A 21,299-nucleotide genomic window follows, 5' to 3' on the forward strand; every position below is an offset into this window, starting at 1 on the left:
AACTAACCTCTAACTAAACCTAATGAAAAAACTGTGTATGTTATTTTAATTTATAAACTTCTGTTCCGGCAAGCAGGAAACAACCGACTCCGTAGTCTTCAAAGTCGGGCACACTCTTATAAGTAACCGGCTGTCCGTCTTTAGGCTCTTTGCCTGTTCCCTGCACATATCCCAGGAATCCGTTCGGATGTACGGCATCTTTCACCATAGCGTTCCATGCTTTTAAAAGGACGGGAAGATATTCTTTGCGGTCGAGCAGTCCGTTGCGCACTCCCCAAGCCATGCCGTATACAAACAGTGCTGTTCCGGAAGTCTCTTTACCTCCGAAGTTCGTCGGATCATGAAGACTCACATTCCAGAAACCATCTTCACGCTGACATTTTTTAAGTGCCTTGCTCATAGCGAGAAAATCATTTATATAGTCCTGGCGATGTGTTTCATTGGCAGGGATTTCATCCAATACCCGTACAAGAGCTGCATATACCCAGCCATTTCCACGACTCCAGTAGCAATCTTCTCCATTCGGTTCTTTGTAAGGAGGATCAAAGTCCTGATCGCGCCACCATAAGCAATCTTTAGGATTATACATTCCGGCTTCTCCGTGCACGTTACGAGTGTAAGAATACATATCCCACATCTTATCGTAGTATTTCTGTTCACCGGTCATTTTTCCAAACTTTGCGTAGATTGGCATTGCCATTTGGATAGCGTCAATCCACCACCAATCGTTCACCTGCGGAGTGTTGACTACCATATCGATACTTGCTTTTATATTCCGGATCATATTCGGATCGGACGGACACATATTATAAAGGTCGATATACGTTTGTCCGCAGCAATGGTCGTCTGCGTTACGGGTCGTATTGCCGTTTCTCATTCCCCATTTGTGGAAATCAGCCCAATCGTAGGCATACTTATAATAATCCTCACGCGGGTAAATGCCATACAGAGCCATTAATCCTTCATAATATACGCCTCTCGTCCATATATTGCTTGGACGGACTCTGCCATAGAAAGAAGGCAATGTGTAATCGGCATACTTTTTCATAAAGTAGTCGTTTACTTTTACGATGGTCTCTAAAGTCTCTTTTTGTGCAGGTAACTCTTGTGCCATGACCGGCTTTCCTGTCATAAGACAAAGAAGGGTTACTGTAAAGAATGAGAGTAGTGATTTCTTCATGGTGAAATAATTCTGTTTTATTAATTGGGTGTTCATTCTAATTTTCATTGGCAAAGATAAGGGACGCACTTTTCTTTTTCAATGGATTTCCGTTCAGATATATTCATTTTTGTTCACCAGGTAGTTATAATGCGGTTTAAAAGTGGGCTATATGATGATTTCTACATAGATCTGTACAATATTCTATTTTATAAGTAGGCTGTACCGTTTACTTTTGTGTTGTAAATTGATTAACGATAAAACTATGAAATGCATAAGTGCTTTTTTAAGTCTGTGTCTGATAGCTGCTTTTGTAGTGGCGCAGCCGAACTATGACTTTTCGAAACTGAAACGCGAACATTTGGGACGCGGTGTAATTGCCATCAGAGAGAATCCATCTACTGTTGCCGTGTCTTGGCGTTATCTGTCCTCCGACCCGATGGACGAATCTTTTGATATTTATAGAAACGGTGAAAAGGTAAACAAATATCCGATAAGAAATGCGACTTTCTTTCAGGATATATATAAAGGTACGGAATCCGTACTTTATACCGTCAAAGCTATCCAATCAAAAACGGAAAGCAATTATCAATTGCCGTCCGATGCTCCGGCTGGTTATCTGAACATCCCGCTGAATCGTCCTGAAAACGGTACGACTCCGGCAGGACAAAGTTATTTCTATGCTCCTAATGATGCCAGTATCGGCGATGTGGACGGTGACGGGGAATATGAGATTATCTTGAAATGGGATCCGTCGAACGCACACGATAATTCGCATGACGGTTACACCGGAGAGGTATATTTCGATTGTTATAAATTAAACGGGCAACATTTATGGCGCATTAATCTGGGACGTAATATACGTGCCGGTGCACACTACACCCAGTTTATGGTGTTTGACCTCGATGGCGACGGTAAAGCGGAAGTAGTAATGAAAACCGCCGACGGAACAGTGGACGGAAAAGGAAAAGTGATTGGAGATGCGCAAGCTGACTATCGGAATGAACAGGGACGTATTTTGACCGGACCGGAATATCTGACTGTCTTCAACGGACTGACAGGAGAAGCGATGCAAACAATTGATTACGTACCAGAAAGAGGAAACCTGATGGATTGGGGAGACAATCGTGGTAATCGTAGTGACCGCTTTTTGGCTTGCGTTGCCTATCTCGACGGTATCCATCCTAGTGTTGTGATGTGTCGTGGATATTATACCCGTACAGTATTGGCAGCATACGACTGGAATGGAAAGGAACTGAAAGAACGCTGGATTTTCGACAGTAACCATCCTGGTTGTGAAGACTATGCCGGACAAGGTAATCATAACCTTCGGGTAGGTGACGTAGATGGTGACGGATGCGATGAGATTATCTACGGCTCGTGTGCCATCGACCATAACGGCAAAGGATTGTACACAACGAAGATGGGACATGGAGACGCGATTCATCTGACTCATTTCGATCCTTCCCGCAAAGGGTTGCAAGTATGGGACTGTCACGAAAACAAGCGTGACGGAAGTACGTACAGAGATGCGGCAACCGGAGAAATTCTTTTCCAGATAAAAGATAGTACAGATGTCGGGCGTTGTATGGCGGCTGATATTGACCCGACCCAACCGGGCGTTGAAATGTGGTCTCTTGCTTCCGGAGGAATAAGAAATATAAAAGGAGAAGTGGTGAAAGCCCGTGTCAGAGGATTGTCATGTAATATGGCTGTCTGGTGGGACGGTGATTTACTGCGCGAACTATTGGATAGAAATATAGTCAGCAAATATAATTGGAAGAAAGGAGTCTGTGAGCGTATAGCCATTTTCGAAGGAGCTCTTTCCAACAACGGAACGAAGGCAACACCTTGCCTGCAAGGGGATATTGTAGGCGACTGGCGGGAAGAAGTACTGTTGCGCACAGCCGATAATACCGCTTTGCGGCTTTATGTCTCTACCATTCCCACTGATTACCGCTTCCACACCTTTTTGGAGGATCCTGTTTATCGCATCAGTATCGCTACCCAGAACGTAGCTTACAACCAGCCGACACAACCGGGATTCTACTTTGGACCGGATTTGCAGGGAACCCTATTCAGAGGATGTAAAATACCTAAAAAATAAAATATGAATATTCGTATCATAGCCATTGCTTTGTTGCTGATAGCTTTGCCTGTCAGCGCACAGAAAAAGAAAACTGTAGTGAATGACTCAAACACCCCTTTGCATTTATTGCAACCTGCTTATCAGGGCACGTATGGTGATTTGACACCGGAACAGGTAAAGAAAGAGGTAGACCGTGTATTTGCTTATATAGATAAGGAGACTCCCGCCCGTGTGGTAGACAAGAATACGGGTAAAGTGATTACCGACTATACAACGATGGGAGAGGAGGCACAACTGGAGCGTGGAGCTTTCCGTTTGGCAAGTTATGAATGGGGAGTGACCTACTCTGCCTTGATAGCGGCATCCGAAGCTACGGGCGACATACGCTATATGGATTATGTACAGAATCGTTTCCGGTTTCTGGCCGAAGTAGCACCGCATTTCAAGCGTGTTTATAAAGAAAAGGGTACAACGGACCCGCAGTTGCTTCAAATCCTCACTCCGCACGCACTGGATGATGCGGGAGCCGTATGCGCGGCGATGGTGAAAGTCCGTTTGAAAGATCCCTCGCTTCCTGTGGATGAACTGATACGGAATTATTTTGATTTCATCATAAATAAAGAGTATCGTCTGGCAGATGGAACTTTTGCACGCAACCGTCCGCAGCATAACACTCTTTGGCTGGATGATATGTTTATGGGTATTCCGGCAGTAGCACAGATGAGTTATTATGACAAGGAGCAAAAAGATAAATATCTGGCAGAAGCAGTGAGACAATTCCTGCAATTTGCCGACCGCATGTTTATCCCCGAAAAAGGATTGTATCGTCACGGATGGGTGGAAAGCAGTAGCGATCATCCTGCTTTTTGTTGGGCGCGCGCCAACGGTTGGGCTATGTTGACGGCTTGCGAACTGCTCGACGTTCTACCGGAAGACTATCCTCAACGTGCGAAAGTGATGGATTATTTCCGGGCTCATGTACGTGGAGTGACAGCCTTACAAAGCGGAGAGGGACTTTGGCACCAACTGCTCGACCGGAATGATTCTTACCTGGAAACTTCCGCTACTGCAATATATGTATACTGTCTGGCACACGCCATCAATAAAGGATGGATTGACGCCATTGCTTACGGACCGGTTGCTCATCTGGGATGGCATGCCGTAGCCGGCAAGATAAATGCGGAGGGGCAAGTGGAAGGCACCTGTGTCGGTACGGGAATGGCTTTCGACCCTGCTTTTTACTATTACCGTCCGGTCAATGTATATGCGGCTCATGGTTACGGACCGGTTCTTTGGGCAGGTGCGGAAATGATTCGCTTGTTGAAAAATCAATATCCGAAGATGAATGACAGTGCCGTTCAATACTACCAGGTGAAACAAAAGACGACAGCACCTATTTTTGCTATCGACACAGAAGAAAAGAAAGATTAACTTTAAATAGATTGAAACCATGAAACGAGAAGCATTTAAAATGTATTTGAAACCCGGATGTGAAGCCGAATATGAAAAAAGACATGCTGCCATCTGGCCCGAACTGAAAGCACTGCTTTCACAGAATGGAGTGTCGGACTATTCGATTTATTGGGATAAAGAAACAAATATCCTGTTTGCTTTCCAAAAAACGGAAGGGGGAGCAGGTTCGCAGGATTTAGGCAATACGGAAATCGTACAGAAATGGTGGGACTATATGGCGGATATCATGGAAGTGAATCCGGACAACTCACCGATATCCATTCCTTTGCCGGAAGTATTCCACATGGATTGATTTTCTAATAATTAGGTTGAATTGTTTGTGCAGGGGGATACTTGGTAGAGAAAACAGGTGTCCTCCTCATGCTATTTTGTGAGTGTTTCTTTTATTATCTCAACTATCTTGATTATTTTTGTCCAACATTTATCATTAATCTTGGAATCTATATGACGCAAAGACACCTTTTAGTCTTCACTTTCCTTGTTAGCTTTGTACTGAATGCTTATAGTGCAATAGAGCTTCGTTCTACACAAATGAGAACTAGTGACGGCCTTCCCAACAACTCTATCCGATACATCTATCAGGATAGCAAAGGCTTTTTGTGGCTGGCTACCTTGAACGGATTAAGTCGTTATGATGGCAACTCTTTCCTGACCTTTCGTCCGGAAGCCGGAGATAAAGTGTCTTTGGCCGACAACCGGATTTACGATCTCACAGAAGATAAAGATGGTTTTTTATGGATTTCCACTACACCTGAACTATATAGCTGTTATGATTTGCAACGTGCCCGTTTTGTTGATTACACGGGTTGCGGCGAGTTAAGGCAGAATTACTCTACTGTATTTGTTACAGCCAACGGAGACGTATGGTTATCACATCAAGGCAATGGTTGCCGACGTATGGTGCATCAGAAAAACGGTGAAATGACATCCACCGTATTCAGGACAGAACGTGGAAACCTGCCGGACAACCGGGTGAAATTCGTGAATGAAGATGCCAGTGGACGTATCTGGATCGGCACTCAATGCGGATTAGTTTCTGTCTCCAATGGACAATATCGGATAGAAGACCGGTTGATTCATTTCACTTCTTCTCTGGCTTATAAGGATGACATGTATTTCCTTACGGCAGATGGAGATATTTATTATTACCATTCGGCTACGCAGAAGATGCAGAAGCTGGCTGCCCTTTCAACCGTTGCAGGGCAGACGTCGCCTACCGGAAATTTCTTGTTGAAAGATAAATGGATGATTCTGACTACGACCGGAGTATATACTTATGATTTTACGACCGGAGAAGTAGCCGCTGACCCCCGTCTGAATATTAAAAAGGGCGAACTGATTCGCGACAACCACGGAGACTATTGGATATATAATCATACAGGACACCTCACCTATGTGGTTGCCGCAACCGGTGAAAGTAAAGATTTCCAGTTGATCCCTCAAGATAAGATCAGTTACATCGACTTCGAACGTTATCATATCGTACATGATTCCCGCGGAATCATCTGGATTTCTACCTATGGGAATGGGCTTTTTGCTTATAACACAGCCGAAGATAAACTGGAACATTTCGTTGCCAACATCAACGATCAAAGTCATATCAGTTCGGATTTCCTGCAATATGTCATGGAAGATCGTGCCGGTGGCATCTGGGTAGCTTCGGAATATTCGGGTTTATCCCGCATTTCAGTGTTGAATGAAGGAACTTCCCGCATCTATCCCGAGTCCCGTGAACTGTTCGACCGTTCGAATACCATCCGTATGTTGACCAAGATGTCTAATGGCGATATTTGGGTAGGTACGCGTAAAGGCGGACTTTATACCTTTGACGCAAATCTTCAGTCGAAAATGACGAATCAATATTTTCATTCCAATATTTATGCGATCGCTGAAGATCGCCAGGGACGGATGTGGACTGGAACCCGTGGTAATGGATTGAAGGTGGGAGATACCTGGTATTATAATACCCCGTCCGACCCGACTTCATTGTCGGATAATAACGTTTTTGCTATTTATCGCGATCGCAAAGACCGTATGTGGGTGGGTACATTCGGTGGAGGGCTCGAATTGGCTGAACCTACTTCTGACGGGAAATATAAATTCCGGCATTTCTTCCAGAAAACGTTCGGAATGAGGATGGTGCGTGTGATAGAAGAAGATGAAAACGGAATGGTCTGGGTAGGAACCAGTGAGGGGATTTGTATCTTTCATCCGGACTCACTGATTGCGGATGGTGATAATTATCATCTCTTCAGTTATACAAACGGAAAATTCTGCAGTAATGAAATCAAATGTATCTATCGTGATACGAAGGGACGTATGTGGATTGGTACTTCCGGTTCGGGACTGAACCTTTGTACGCCGCAGGACGACTATCATTCATTGAAATATGAGCATTACGGAACTTCCGAAGGGTTGGTCAACGATGTGATCCAGTCTGTTTTGGGAGATAGAAAAGGAAACCTTTGGGTAGCAACTGAATATGGAATTTCCAAGTTCACCCCGTCCACCCGTTCTTTTGAAAACTATTTCTTTTCTTCCTATACTTTAGGTAATGTGTATAGTGAGAATAGTGCCTGTATGCGTGAAGACGGGAAATTACTTTTTGGTACAAACTATGGATTAATTGTGATCGACCCTGAAAAGATACAAGATAGTGAAACGTTTTCTCCGGTTGTTTTCACTGATTTGTACGTCAATGGGACCCAGATGAATCCGCAGATGGAGGATTCTCCTTTAAAACAGTCTCTTGCTTATTCGGATGAAATTACGCTGAAATATTTTCAAAACTCATTCCTGATAGATTTCTCCACTTTCGACTATTCGGATAGCGGACATACGAAATATATGTATTGGTTGGAAAACTACGACCAGGGATGGAGTGCTCCTTCTCCACTGAATTTCGCCTCCTTTAAGTACCTGAATCCGGGAACCTACATACTTCATGTCAAGTCCAGCAATGGATCGGGTATATGGAACGACAGTGAAACTACACTGAAGATTGTAATCGTCCCACCGTTTTGGAAGACTACCTGGGCAATGTTGTGCTATGTTCTGTTATTGATGGTAGCCTTGTATTTTGCCTTCCGCATCGTCCGGAACTTTAATGGTTTGCGTAACCGTATTAACGTAGAGAAGCAACTGACTGAATATAAGCTGGTCTTCTTCACCAATATTTCTCATGAATTCCGTACGCCGCTTACCTTAATCCAGGGAGCTTTGGAGAAAATCCAGCGTGTCACGGATATTCCGCGCGAATTGATATATCCTCTGAAAACAATGGATAAGAGCACGCAGCGTATGTTGAGGCTCATCAACCAGTTATTGGAATTTAGAAAGATGCAGAATAATAAACTGGCACTTTCTTTAGAGGAAACGGATGTCATCGCTTTTCTTTATGAAATATTCTTGAGTTTCGGCGACGTGGCGGAACAGAAGAATATGAACTTCCGTTTCTTGCCTTCGGTGCCATCTTATAAGATGTTTATTGATAAAGGAAATTTGGATAAGGTGACTTATAACCTGCTTTCAAATGCATTTAAATATACTCCTTCCAACGGAACGATTATTCTTTCGGTGAATGTGGACGAAGGGAAACAAACATTGCAAATTCAGGTTTCGGATACAGGAGTGGGGATTCCTAAAGAGAAACAGAACGAATTGTTCAAGCGGTTTATGCAGAGTAATTTCTCCGGTGACAGTATTGGGGTCGGTCTACATTTGAGTCATGAACTGGTGCAGGTACATAAAGGCACGATTGAATATAAAGACAATGAAGGTGGCGGTTCTGTATTTACCGTATGTATTCCGACAGATAAGACGGTGTATTCGGAGAAAGACTTCCTTGTTCCGGGCAACGTATTGCTGAAAGAGGCGGATGATCACGCACATCATTTGTTACAGCTTTCGGAAGAGCTTCCTGACCCGGAAAAGATGGCTGCTCCTTTGAATAAACGGAAAGTGCTGATTATTGAAGATGATAATGACATCCGTGAGTTTCTACGGGAAGAAATCGGTGCATACTTTGAAGTGGAAGTGGCTGCCGACGGCACGTCCGGATTTGAAAAGGCCCGTACGTATGATGCCGACCTGATTATCTGTGATGTTCTGATGCCGGGTATGACCGGATTTGAAGTAACCAAGAAACTAAAAACAGATTTTGATACGAGTCATATTCCCATTATCCTTCTGACCGCGTTGAACTCACCGGAAAAGCATCTGGAAGGAATTGAGGCAGGTGCGGATGCATACATCGCCAAACCATTCAGCGTTAAACTGCTGTTGGCACGTGTATTCCGTTTGATCGAACAGCGTGATAAATTGCGTGAGAAGTTCTCCAACGAACCGGGTATTGTGCGACCGGCTATGTGTACTACCGAACGGGATAAAGAATTTGCAGACCGCTTGGCTGCCATTCTCGAACAGAATCTTGCCCGCCCGGAATTTTCTATTGATGAGTTTGCGCAGCTTATGAAGTTGGGACGAACCGTTTTTTATCGGAAATTACGCGGCGTAACAGGATATTCGCCTAATGAATATTTGCGTGTGGTGCGAATGAAGAAAGCGGCGGAGTTGTTGCTGTCAGAAGATAATCTAACGGTTGCGGAAGTCTCTTACAAGGTAGGCATCAGTGATCCTTTTTATTTCAGCAAATGCTTTAAAGCACAGTTTGGGGTGGCACCATCGGTTTATCAGCGTGGTGTGAATAATGAAGGAATAAATGAAAAAAATGAGTGATAAGGATTCAAAAAGGAACGGTATGAAAAGAAGAGATTTTGTTTGCTTGGTATCATAATATATTCTAAAATTACTGCTTGTCTTGTAATTCACGCAATACATCATTTATAATATAAGTATCACTCATTAGATGCAGTCCGTAACGGGAGTCATGTAACATGGCACATACATTCGTTTCATAAAACAGATTTAATGCTCTTTCCGGGCTTATCTCCAATCGGGCTGATAATAATAGGACGATGCGACTGATTTTTCTCCAAAGTACTTGTTCTCTCATTTGTTACCTCCTTTTCTGTCCATAGTATCCAGTGGAAAACTATTATCAAAATGTAGATATGTATCAATGAGTTGCTGATTGAGCAAACATATCTGATGATTAGGTTGTGCATATACCAATTGCCCGAGGGCTTGCTCTATGGTGATAATGTCGTTAAGGTAATCTTCTATGGTGTCAATAACCCGATCGTTTGCTACGCCTCCTTCTATAATATCATAATCTTTCCAAGGCTGTTTTCCATTCCTACTAGCGACAATAAAATTCAACCAATGCTGATCGTAAGCATCAAAACGAAGTAGCTTGAATCCAGCTTTTATAGCTGCATCCATATCAAATTCGTATACATTAATCCATGCAGTAGTACTTGCCCGTAATAGTTGTACGCGGGCAGCCCACTGTTCTGCTTGTGAGCGTAGTGAGGTTAGATAAAAACCTCTACCGAAATCTAAATCGGCACGTCCCACTTTGGCTAAGGGATGCTCTATAGAAAGGGTGGAGCCATGATAAAGTGTTATTTTCATCCCTTCTCGCCCTCCTGTGCCTCCCAGTTCTTCAAAGCCTCGACCACATCCTCGCCTACATGTTTTAGACTTTGTGTGTGCATCACTTCGTAATTGTCCAGTAGAAGACGTTTGATTAGATTCATTTTCTCTAAACGTCGGCGCATTTCCATAGGAGAAATTCCCATTTCGCGTGCTCCAGCTTCTATTGCCATGACTGCAAAGTGAATCTTTTCACTTTCTAGGATATCCGGTTGTTTACACATAAGCGTTAAAATTCAGTTTATGAACAAAGATACTTGATGGCAGGCAAATAAACAACATTGCCGGAACTTTTTTATTTGATTGTTTCGAGAAACTCAACTTCGATGATTCTCAACTGGTGTTTGCTACTGCTTTTTTCCAATTCCATTGTATTGGCCGCTATAGCCTCTACTTCGATAATCTGTCCGAAAGCATCTTTGTCACTGGTGTTTCCTTTCAAGCGGATGGTTATCGTATTAGCACGTACGGGCTTTTCTACATTGAGATGAATATATCCCAGGCTTTTATCCGTGTTTCCGCTCCAAATCAAGGTGTTGCCGGCATATACTTCCAGCGGGTAACTTCGTGAACGCCATCCTTGCAGTTTGATGCATATATCGTCTATTTCGGCATCTCTTTCCAATGTATAGGTAATCCATGCAGTGCTTAGTTTACCGTCATTCTTCCATTCGGTCAGTTCGATATCATCGTAGCTTTTTTCAGCATCATTATTGTTGGAACCGGCTTTTGCCGAAACGATTCGTACACCCTTTTTGCTGTCTTTGTAAGAAGGGGTAGAAGGTGTTTCTCCTCTATCCAGTCTGCCTTTCAAAGTGGCCTGCGGAAGATAGGTACTCAAACCTCCGGTCACTTTTACAGGCACCGTTTCCAATGTGAGAGAGGCACTTAGAAGTCCTTTAGCCTGTGCTGTCAGAGTTACTTTTCCGGCAGCCGTCGTGCTGCGGATCAGTGCGCGGTTGATACCACATTCTACCGGAAGGTTTGTATCAAGAATATGATTGTTTTTACCTTGAGCAATACCTCCGCGCCATTCCGCCTGACCCTTGAGTGTGAACTGAATAGTGCGGTTGTCCAACGGACAACGTTGTCCGTCTTTATCTACCACTTCCACCTGTATCAATGTCATATCCGCACCGTCTGCATGAAAGCCTTCGGGGTTTTGGATAGCGGTAAGTTTCAGACTGGCAGGTTCACCGGCTGTATTTACAGCATAACGACTGATTTCTTTCCCTGCTTTATTGTAGCTGACAGCTTCCAGTTTGCCCGGTTTGAAGGCTACGTTGTCGAAAGTAAAGAGAAAATTGTATTGGCGTTTGCCTTTACCCAGGGAGTTACCATTCAGGAAAAGCTCCACCTCTTCTCCGGTAGATACTACCTGCACAGGTTTTACCGTATTATCCGGATAGTTCCAGTGTCCGATGATGTAGGTCTGGTCTTTTTCCGTATCTACCCATCCGTCCCACATTACCTGATGTGCGTAGAAAGCATCTTTTTCGATACGCATCGCGTCCGTCACTCCACTTCTTCGGTAGTTTTCCGCACCCCGGTAGTGGGTATTGGTGTCGGAGAAGATAATTTTAGTACCGCCGGAGCTGACTCTGTTACCCGTTCCGGGACGCTCACGCCAATAATCATACCAGCGGGCTATCATGGTGATGGCAAGTTCATCTTGGTTGCGGTTATAGTCAGTGGCCGGTTGTCCTTTATAAAGTGGTCCGTCACCTTCTTTGTGGAAAGGATAGCTATATTCATCCCAGTACTTTCTTAAACCTTCGTCGCGGCAATATTCGGTCGCCCACATCGGATGATGTTCGCTTCTGTTGATGTACAGCATTTCGCCACCGTATTCCGCTTCGCGGATATCCAACATTTCACGTGATCCGATGGCACGTCCGCCGAACGGGTCGTATTTGTCGCGGACAGCTTTCATTTCTATCATGTGTTCGCGGCTGATGGCTTTGTTGCCACATTCGTAGAACAGGATACTCGGATTATTACGGTTGTAGATAATCGCGTCTCGCATCAACTCCACCCGTTGTTCCCATTGACGTCCTTCACGGTCTTTTTCTGCATCTCCGGCAGGCATTGCCTGTATCAGACCTACACGGTCGCAGGATTCTACATCCTGTTTCCACGGAGTAGCGTGCATCCAGCGAACCAGATTCGCGTTTCCTTTCACCATCAGGTCATTAGAAAAATCGCTCAACCAGGCAGGTACGGACAGACCTACTGCCGGCCATTCGTTGCTGGTGCGCTGTGCATACCCTTTCATTTGGATAACACGGTCGTTCAACCATATCTTTCCTTCCGCGAAGCGGGTCTTGCGGAAGCCGGTGCGGGTACTGACTTCGTCGAATATCTGATTATTATCATCTTTCAAAGCGGTTTTTACCGTATACAAGTAACCATATCCCCAACTCCAGAAGTGAAGATTATGAAGGATGGCAGATGCTTTTACCGTCTTAGTCTCTCCGGCTTTCAAAGTCACTTTATCACCTTGGAAAGTTTTCATTAGTTTGCCGTCGGCATCAAGTATAGTCACCTGATAGCTGAATTGCCGGGTAGCTTTACTGTCATTTCTGACTTCCGATTCGGCATGAATCGTAGCTTTGCGTCCTTGGATGTCGAAGTCTTGGGCATAGACGTATACGCCTGTCGTTTTCAGGTTGCTATATAGGGGAAGAGTCTGATATACATTATCAGTAACGTACAAGAAGACGTTTTTAGGAATACCGCCATAGTTGGCATTGAAATTGCGGTCGTTCCACTGGAACTTAGAGTTAGTTCCTTCTTCTCTGTACATCCAGTCGTTGTCGGTGCGAACGGCAATCACGTTCTCACCCTCTTTGATATGTGGAGTCAGGTCGAACCCTACCGCCATAACACCGTTTTCGTGTCTGCCTAGATAATGTCCGTTAAGATAGAAGTCTCCGCGTTGGCGTACTCCTTCAAATTCGACGAATACTTTCTGATTACTTTTCAGTTCCGGAATCTGGAAACTCTTGCGATACCATACCACTGTATCTGTCAATTGTTCAATGGAAAGTTTGAATGCTTCATCTTCATTGAAGGCATGGGGCAAAGTTACTTGTTTCCATTTACTGTCGTCGAATTTTGTATCTTTGGCTTTAGGAAAGTCTCCTATCCGCAGCTTCCATTCGCTGTTGAAATTGTATTTTTTGCGTTCGGATGCCTGTATATTAATGGCGGACAGTATAGCCAGGAGAAATGTGAAAAGAAATAATTTGTGTTTCATGATAGTCTCTTAACTTACTTGAATTGATATCCTCTGAAAGTACCTTTCATTTTTATAAGGTCCGGTCCGAAATAGAATCCCGGTTGTGTTGGCTGGTTATAGCCTACATTTTGGGTAGCGATACTGATTCTGTATATCGGTTCTTCAAGGAAGGTGTGGAATCTGTATTCGGTCGGAATAGTCGAAACGTAGAGCCGGAGAGCAGCGTTGTTCTCGGAGCGTACGAGTACTTCTTCCCGCCAATCGCCTATAATGTCACCTTGGAGACAAGGATTCGATTTCGTTCCATTGTTGAAAAGAGTTCCTGTGAATTTGACAAGCGGAACAAACTTTTTGTTTTCCCAGTCGTATTTAATAATCATGTTTCTATCCAATAGTTCGCGTAATAGGTCTCCATCCCACCAGACAGCCATATTGGTCGGCATATTTCTCATTTTAGGGGCTATGATTTCTCCTTTTACGTTTCGAATTCCTTGTGAATCTCCTGACCACATTTCCACACCCGGATGAGTCGGGTCAATGTCGGCGGCCATACAACGTCCTACATCGGTATTGCTTTTTATCTGTAATAACACTTCTCCGGTGGCGGCATCTCTGTACGTACTTCCGTCACGTTTGTTTTCGTGGCAGTCCCATACTTGCAGACCTTTACGGGAAGGGTCAAAATGTGTCAGGTGGATGGCGTCTCCATGTCCCATTCGGGTAGAATAAAGTCCTTTGCCGTTGTGGTCGATAGCACAGGAACCGTAAATGATTTCGTCGCATCCGTCACCATCCACATCGCCTACACGCAGATTGTGGTTTCCTTGTCCGGCGTACTGCTCGCATCCGGGATGGTTGCTGTCGAATACCCATCGGTTCTTCAGTTCTTTTCCGTTCCAGTCGAAGGCCGCCAGAACGGTGCGTGTGTAGTAGCCTCGGCACATGACAACACTTGGGTGTACTCCGTCAAGATAGGCTACACAAGCCAGGAAGCGGTCGCTTCGGTTACCTTTTGCGTCTCCCCAGTCGGCAACGTTGCCGCGGGCAGGGATATAGTCGATGGTATGTAAGGCTTCACCGGTGTCTCCTGAAAAAACAGTCAGGTATTCTTTGCCTTTCAGAATACGTCCTTGCTTCATCATTTGATTCCTGCTTGGGTCAAAAGTACCGGCTTCGCGATAGTCTGCATCAGCATTTCCAATTACTTTTCCTTTTCCGTCCACTGTTCCGTCGGCAGTCCGCATCACTACTTCCGCTTTGCCGTCACCATCCAGATCGTACACCATGAATTGAGTATAATGAGCTCCTGCACGTATGTTTTTACCCAAGTTGATACGCCATAGTTGTTCTCCGTTCATTCGGTAACAATCGATGTATACTTCGCCTGTATAACCTTCGTGTGCATTGTCGTGTGAATTGCTGGGATCCCATTTGAGGATAATTTCGTATTCGCCGTCACCGTCTACGTCACCGATGGAAGCATCATTGGGACTGTACGTGTAGGTATCACCTGCCGGAGTTATTCCGTCTGCCGGTTTTTGCAGGGGAATTTCCAGATAGCCGAGAGGCGCGTTTTCCGGGAATGTGTATGTACCGTCAATGTGATGCGTCTCCTTTCCTTTTAGAACAGGACGCACTTCGTAAACAGCCGTTTTCTGACTGTTATTCTTATCACGGAACAGGGTGCTGACAGTGATGGGAGTGTCTGTCAATTTCTTCCCGTCTCTGTATACGTTGAAACCGGTTTGTATCGGATCGGAAGAAAGATACCTCCACGAAACGATTACTTCTGAAGGGTTTTCGCGAATGGCAACTACGCCGCGGTTTAGTTTCTCCCGTTGTAACTTTGAGTAGTTATAACCAGGTTGTGCTGTCATTGTTACAACAGGCAGTAACATGAATATGCACAATAGATAAATTGCAATTCTTCTCATATTTGTTTTATCGGTTTGGACCTTATTGTATTTATTCACTCGCAAAATTACTCCTTTTTGTGATGTATGAAATGGAGAAATGTACAAAGACTATATACAATTGTGCACCCTTTCAAGTTAATTGTCCGTATGATATAATATTCTATCTTTTGCGTACATCTGTCCATTACCTCTTTGATGATATGCGATAATTTTGCAACGTGAACTAAAAGAAGTAATTATGAAGTATCTTTTATCTATTGTACTATTGGCCTTGATTGGTTTTACAACTCCGAAAAAGACGATTCCTGCTTATGATTGGGGAAGTGTATCTGCAGAGCCGGATTTGTCGTGGGCCGATCAGGTGGGGGCGCAGAGGACTCCGGAAAACACAGAATGGGATGCCGGAAAGTTCGGGTTGCGGAATGACACTTCCGTATTCAGTACTCCTGCTATCCAGGCCGCTATTGATGCTTGTCACCAACAGGGAGGAGGTACGGTAGTTGTTGCCCCGGGGTATTATAAAATAGGTGCTTTGTTTATCAAGAGTGGTGTGAATCTGCATCTTAGTAAAGGTACTACCTTGCTTGCGAGTGATAATATTCAGGACTATCCGGAATTTCCTTCCCGCATTGCCGGTATCGAAATGACATGGCCTTCGGCCGTTATCAATATAATGGATGCGGAAAATGCCGCTCTTACGGGGGAAGGTTTTATCGATTGCCGCGGAAAAGTATTCTGGGATAAATATTGGGCGATGCGGGAGGAATATGAGAAGAAGAATCTGCGTTGGATTGTGGATTATGATTGCAAGCGGGTGAGGGGAGTACTGGTTTCCAACAGCAAGCATATCACGTTGAAAGACTTTACGTTGGTGCGTACGGGATTCTGGGCTTGTCAGATTTTGTATTCGGATCATTGTTCGGTGAGCGGACTTACTATTAATAATAATGTAGGAGGTCACGGACCAAGTACGGATGGCATTGATATTGATTCATCTACCAATATTCTGGTAGAAAACTGTGATGTGGATTGCAACGATGATAATATTTGTATTAAGGCAGGGCGTGACGCCGACGGACTGCGTGTGAATCGTCCCACGGAGAATGTGGTGGTTCGTAACTGTATTGCCCGTAAAGGTGCAGGGTTACTGACTTGCGGAAGTGAGACTTCCGGTTCTATTCGTAATGTACTGGCTCATGATCTGATAGCGTATGGCACAGGAACGACATTGCGTCTGAAATCATCCATGAACCGTGGCGGAACGGTCGAGAATATCTATATGACGCGTGTTGAGGCTGATAGTGTGACTCATATTCTGTCTGTCGATTTGAACTGGAATCCGAAATATAGTTATTCTGCCTTGCCGAAAGAATATGAAGGAAAAGATGTTCCTGAACACTGGACTACTATGTTGACTCCGGTAGAGCCGAAGGAAAAGGGGTATCCTCATTTTCGTAATGTGTATTTCTCTCACGTAAAAGCAGATGGAGCAAAACGTTTTATTTCCGCTTCGGGATGGAACGCAAGTCATCGCATCGAGAATTTTTATCTGTCTAACATTAATGCCGAGGTGGAATCTGTCGGAAAGATAACTTATGGAAAGAATTTCCAGTTACAGGATATTCATTTGACGGTAAAAGATAAAAGCCGATTGCGGCAAACGGATAATATAGATAGTAAGATTGAGATTAATTACAAATAATTCTCCTTATAGGCAGGAAGCTCTTGACAAAGCCTTTTTTATGTTGTATATTTGTAGGTGTGAATATCAATGGATAAAAGGTTTGATTAAAAAGAATGAAAAAGAAACTAGTACAATATGATGACAATATATCAGGGAGTCCTTACAGTAGTTAAGCTGTGAGAGTTTCTGTATGAGCTAAAGGCTGCGAATCTTTATGGGATTTGCAGCCTTTTTTGTTGCGAAAAATCACGGTTATATCCTTAATTCGGAGATTCATCGTTTATAATAAACTTGGATACCGTTTATAATAAACTCTTCAATAGTTTATTAAGAGCGTTGACGAAGATTATGAAAGAAGAGTCATCTTTTTTCTTTTTTGGTTCAAGATAAATTATGCTTTATCTTGGATATGTTATGAAAAGTAAATGATATAGACGTCGTTGTCACAAAATTCTATTCTTTGCGTACGATATTACAGCTCTTATGGTATAAAAAACAGTAGCTTTGCTGCTACATAATACTTGATATACCATGAAACGCATTAGCCTTCTTCTTTTTTTTATAGGATGTTTCCTCTTTTCTCTTTCGGCTACGAATTATTTTGTGGCTACTAATGGAAGCGATTCAAACAGTGGGACGATTGATAAGCCTTTTGCCACGTTGGGCAAAGCACAATCAAAAGTGATGGCAGGAGATACTGTATATATCCGGCAAGGTACATATCGAGTGACGGAAGCAGAGATAATGGAACATTATACTGCGGGAAGTACTACTTGGAGCCGGGTGTTTAAAATGTCAAAGAGTGGAACTGGACCGGACAAACGAATTTGTTACTCCGGTTATAAAAATGAGCGTCCGGTTTTTGACCTTTCGGCGGTAAAGCCGGAAAATGAACGTGTTATTGTATTTTATGTAAGCGGCTCTTATTTGCATTTCAGAAATATAGAGGTGGTGGGAACACAAGTTACTATTGTGGGACATACCCAGTCCGAATGTTTTCGCAATGAAGGGGGAAGTGATAATATATACGAACATCTGTCGATGCATGACGGTATGGCGATCGGCTTCTATATAGTGACGGGTAAGAACAATCTGGTGCTGAATTGCGATGCCTATAATAATTATGATCCTGTATCCGATGGCGGTAAAGGTGGAAATGTAGATGGATTCGGTGGACATCTCACTTCTCCCCAATATACGGGCAATGTATTCCGGGGGTGTCGTGCGTGGTATAACAGTGATGATGGTTTTGATTTGATTAACTGCCAGGCGGTTTTTACCATTGATAACTGTTGGTCTTTCTTGAATGGATATACGAAAGACGGGGGTAAAGCTGGTGACGGCACCGGGTTTAAGTCCGGGGGATATGGGATGAGTGATAATCCTAAAGCACCAAGTGTGATTCCTATGCACATTGTTCAGTACTGCCTTGCTTATATGAATAAGAATAAGGGGTTTTATGCCAATCATCATTTAGGAGGGATAGCGTGGTATAATAATACGGGTTATCAGAACCCGTCCAATTTCTGTATGTTGAACAGGAAGACTGCGTCGGAAGCGGTTGATGTGCCGGGATATGGTCATATTATAATGAATAACTTGTCACATACACCGAGGTCTTCGGGAAAACATATCATAGACGTTAATCAAGCGGAATGTGAAATAGCAAACAACTCTTTTCTTCCGGTAGACATGGCTGTGACGGATGATGATTTTGTTAGTTTGGATGCTTCCCAGCTTACCTTGTCTCGTAAGTCAGACGGAAGTCTTCCTTATGTAGAATTTTTGCGGCTGAAGACGAATAGTAAATTATATAATGCCGGAATGGGTTGTTTTCTTACCGGGGGCGGTGAAGATACTAACTATGATTGGCTGGAAGATGCGGCAATACTTGTTGAGGGAAATGTGGCAAAGATAGTAGGTCATGGCGCAGAAGCATTTGTGTACTTCTATATTAATGGTAAGGCAGTCTCTTTCTCTGATAGACAAGTGGATTTATCGGCCTATAAGGGAGAAATTGATTTGAAGGCGACAACAGATAATGGTGGCGTAACTAAATTGAAAGTGATAAGGTAACGCAGAAATGTAGAATTATGAAACCGATTCATAAAATAAAGAGAATATGAATAGAAAAATGATAATAAACAGACCATTGGATATATTTAGGAAAGCAATGCTTTTCCTGTTGCTTTGTGTGCTTATCGCATCATGTAGCAAGGAAGATGTTATTACGGAAGAAACGGGTATAACCGGAACTCCTCATTTCACCTGGGATATTGCGGTTGAACTTGAACAGCCCAATAATTGGTGCATGACTTTGGCTACAGAAAAAGTAGCAATAACTAATCTAACAGAAGGAAAACAATATATACTCACTTGGAAAGGAGGACTTTCAACTGGGCGGAAAACAGGCGGGGTATTAAAAACAGTTATACGCGGAGAACAAACAAAAAATACGGATTTGGATCTGTTGGAAATAAAAGAATCAGGTAATAATACTTATGAAATCTTTCTTCGTGGTGGCGGACGTAAAGGAGAGATTGTGTTTACAAAATAATAGTCTACCGGATTGTTCATCCCGGAATAAATGATATAAGAAAAACTTAACTCTATTCGTAGCGTGTCTTCTTCTATAAAGAGGATGCGCTTTTTTTTGATACTGTGGAGAGCGTTTTATTTTAATTCGATGTATGTACAAAAATAAGTTTGAATATGGAATATTGTATATAGATAAGTAGTATTTGAATCTTTTGCATAGAACTCCATAAGAAAATCAATATCTCCATATCCTTTGCTTTGGGGCAAATGGAAACATGCGGTACTTTTGCAAAAAAAGTAACGAGATATAGAAAATGATAAAGTCAGCATTTTTAATAGTAGCAACATGTTGTAGTCTGCAACTGTTTAGTCAGGAAAAATTTCCCGATGGTAAAATTATACCGGATTGGTTTTACAAAAATGAAAAAACTAATATAAATGGATTAGGAAAGAATTTCTTGATTACCGACTATGGAGTAGTGAATGATAGTACACTATTACAGACAGAGAAAATTCAGGCTGTTATAGATTTGGCGTCCAATAATGGAGGCGGAGTCGTTGTTATACCTGAAGGTACTTATCTTAGTGGTGCGCTTTTCTTTAAGCCGGGAACACACTTGCATCTGGAAAAGAAGGCTGTATTGAAAGGTAGTGACGATATTAGCAACTTTCCTGTAATAGAAACACGGATGGAGGGACAGAACCTAAAGTACTTTTCAGCTTTGATTAATGTTGATAAGGTAGATGGTTTCACCCTTTCCGGAAAAGGAAAAGTTGATGGAAACGGTGAACGATATTGGAAGTCATTCTGGTTACGGCGTAGTGTTATCCCTAAATGTACTAATATGGATGAATTGCGTCCTCGTCTACTTCATATATCTCATAGCAATAATGTACAAGTTTCAGATGTGCGACTTGTTAATTCTCCGTTTTGGACAACTCACATTTATAAATGTGATAGCGTAAAACTTTTGGATTTGCATATCTTTTCACCTTCTTCTCCCGTAAAGGCTCCAAGTACGGATGCAATCGATATTGATGCATGTAAAAATGTACTTGTCAAGGGATGCTATATGTCGGTTAATGATGACGCAATTGCATTAAAAGGCGGCAAAGGACCATGGGCTGATCAAAATCCCGATAATGGTGGCAATTGTGATATTATCATTGAAGACTGTACTTTTGGATTCTGTCACGGAGTGCTGACTTGCGGTAGCGAATCGATATATAATCATAATATAATTCTTCGACGCTGCAATCTGGATCAGGCTAAACGCCTGTTGTGGTTGAAAATGCGTCCGGATACTCCCCAACAATATAAGTACATCCTCGTTGAAGACATAAAAGGAAATGTTCGCAATTGTATCTTTATTGCTCCTTGGACACAGTTTTATGATTTGAAAGATCGCAAGGATATGCCAGTCTCGTATTCCAGCTATATTACAATGCGCAATATTCATCTGGATTGTGATTCCTTTTTTGCTGTAGAGAAATCAAAACAATATAAATTATCCAATTTCTGTTTTGACAATTTGACTATTACGGCTAAAAAAGATGTGAAGATAGATGAAAATATTATTGATGCATTGGTTATGAGAAAGGTTGAGATAAATAAAGTGAATTAAAAAAGAATGGTAGAAAGA

At 43.0% G+C, this 21,299-nt stretch carries 14 protein-coding genes; 8 read left to right on the top strand and 6 right to left on the bottom strand.

What is annotated here, in order from left to right:
* Positions 1 to 40 precede the first annotated feature (40 nt).
* Entirely contained in the window at positions 41 to 1,180 is a 1,140-nt protein-coding gene (locus tag HMPREF0106_RS11735) for a glycoside hydrolase family 88 protein (RefSeq protein ID WP_009040096.1), read from the bottom strand.
* A 244-nt stretch (positions 1,181 to 1,424) separates the two neighbouring features.
* Here HMPREF0106_RS11735 and HMPREF0106_RS11730 point away from each other — a divergent pair, with 244 nt between their 5' ends.
* From HMPREF0106_RS11730 to HMPREF0106_RS11715, 4 genes are all read left to right on the top strand, one after another.
* The gene (locus HMPREF0106_RS11730) at positions 1,425 to 3,266 is read left to right on the top strand and encodes a rhamnogalacturonan lyase (RefSeq protein WP_022199518.1); all 1,842 of its coding nucleotides are present in this window, start codon (positions 1,425 to 1,427) and stop codon (positions 3,264 to 3,266) included.
* 3 nt (positions 3,267 to 3,269) lie between these two features.
* On the top strand, positions 3,270 to 4,679 hold the full coding sequence (locus HMPREF0106_RS11725) for a glycoside hydrolase family 105 protein (RefSeq protein WP_009040098.1): 1,410 nt from the start codon (positions 3,270 to 3,272) through the stop codon (positions 4,677 to 4,679).
* Positions 4,680 to 4,698: 19 nt separating this feature from the next.
* Positions 4,699 to 5,013, top strand: coding sequence for an L-rhamnose mutarotase (gene rhaM, locus HMPREF0106_RS11720; protein ID WP_008642234.1), 315 nt, complete (start codon positions 4,699 to 4,701; stop codon positions 5,011 to 5,013).
* A 152-nt stretch (positions 5,014 to 5,165) separates the two neighbouring features.
* Positions 5,166 to 9,458, top strand: coding sequence for a two-component regulator propeller domain-containing protein (locus tag HMPREF0106_RS11715; protein ID WP_009040099.1), 4,293 nt, complete (start codon positions 5,166 to 5,168; stop codon positions 9,456 to 9,458).
* A gap of 70 nt (positions 9,459 to 9,528) precedes the next feature.
* Here the strand turns inward: HMPREF0106_RS11715 and HMPREF0106_RS11710 are convergent, their stop codons facing one another.
* The 5 genes from HMPREF0106_RS11710 to HMPREF0106_RS11690 form a co-directional block, all read right to left on the bottom strand.
* Positions 9,529 to 9,735 carry a DUF3791 domain-containing protein gene (locus HMPREF0106_RS11710; RefSeq protein WP_004308500.1) on the bottom strand — a complete coding sequence of 69 codons (207 nt, stop codon included), beginning with the start codon at positions 9,733 to 9,735 and terminating at the stop codon, positions 9,529 to 9,531.
* Entirely contained in the window at positions 9,732 to 10,256 is a 525-nt protein-coding gene (locus HMPREF0106_RS11705) for a DUF3990 domain-containing protein (protein ID WP_004308501.1), read from the bottom strand. The genes HMPREF0106_RS11710 and HMPREF0106_RS11705 overlap by 4 nt, the downstream gene beginning before the upstream one ends.
* The gene (locus HMPREF0106_RS11700) at positions 10,253 to 10,501 is read right to left on the bottom strand and encodes a DUF3791 domain-containing protein (protein WP_004308502.1); all 249 of its coding nucleotides are present in this window, start codon (positions 10,499 to 10,501) and stop codon (positions 10,253 to 10,255) included. The genes HMPREF0106_RS11705 and HMPREF0106_RS11700 overlap by 4 nt, the downstream gene beginning before the upstream one ends.
* 71 nt (positions 10,502 to 10,572) lie before the next feature.
* On the bottom strand, positions 10,573 to 13,536 hold the full coding sequence (locus tag HMPREF0106_RS11695) for a glycoside hydrolase family 2 protein (RefSeq protein ID WP_004308503.1): 2,964 nt from the start codon (positions 13,534 to 13,536) through the stop codon (positions 10,573 to 10,575).
* A 14-nt stretch (positions 13,537 to 13,550) separates the two neighbouring features.
* Entirely contained in the window at positions 13,551 to 15,452 is a 1,902-nt protein-coding gene (locus tag HMPREF0106_RS11690; protein WP_004308504.1) for a rhamnogalacturonan lyase, read from the bottom strand.
* A gap of 220 nt (positions 15,453 to 15,672) precedes the next feature.
* On the opposite strand from HMPREF0106_RS11690, the gene HMPREF0106_RS11685 reads away from it, so the two are divergent.
* The 4 genes from HMPREF0106_RS11685 (at position 15,673) to HMPREF0106_RS11670 (ending at position 21,281) form a co-directional block, all read left to right on the top strand.
* Positions 15,673 to 17,136, top strand: coding sequence for a glycoside hydrolase family 28 protein (locus HMPREF0106_RS11685; RefSeq protein WP_009040100.1), 1,464 nt, complete (start codon positions 15,673 to 15,675; stop codon positions 17,134 to 17,136).
* Positions 17,137 to 17,649: 513 nt separating this feature from the next.
* Positions 17,650 to 19,194: a right-handed parallel beta-helix repeat-containing protein gene (locus tag HMPREF0106_RS11680; protein ID WP_032851374.1), complete on the top strand. Its 1,545-nt coding sequence runs from the start codon at positions 17,650 to 17,652 to the stop codon at positions 19,192 to 19,194.
* A 46-nt stretch (positions 19,195 to 19,240) separates the two neighbouring features.
* Positions 19,241 to 19,675 (top strand): hypothetical protein, encoded by a 435-nt coding sequence (locus tag HMPREF0106_RS11675; RefSeq protein WP_009040102.1) that lies wholly within the window; start codon positions 19,241 to 19,243, stop codon positions 19,673 to 19,675.
* A gap of 295 nt (positions 19,676 to 19,970) precedes the next feature.
* The gene (locus tag HMPREF0106_RS11670; RefSeq protein ID WP_009040103.1) at positions 19,971 to 21,281 is read left to right on the top strand and encodes a glycoside hydrolase family 28 protein; all 1,311 of its coding nucleotides are present in this window, start codon (positions 19,971 to 19,973) and stop codon (positions 21,279 to 21,281) included.
* Positions 21,282 to 21,299 lie beyond the last annotated feature (18 nt).

The sequence above is a fragment of the Bacteroides sp. D22 genome (assembly GCF_000163675.1).
GTDB classification, from domain to species: Bacteria; Bacteroidota; Bacteroidia; order Bacteroidales; family Bacteroidaceae; genus Bacteroides; species Bacteroides xylanisolvens.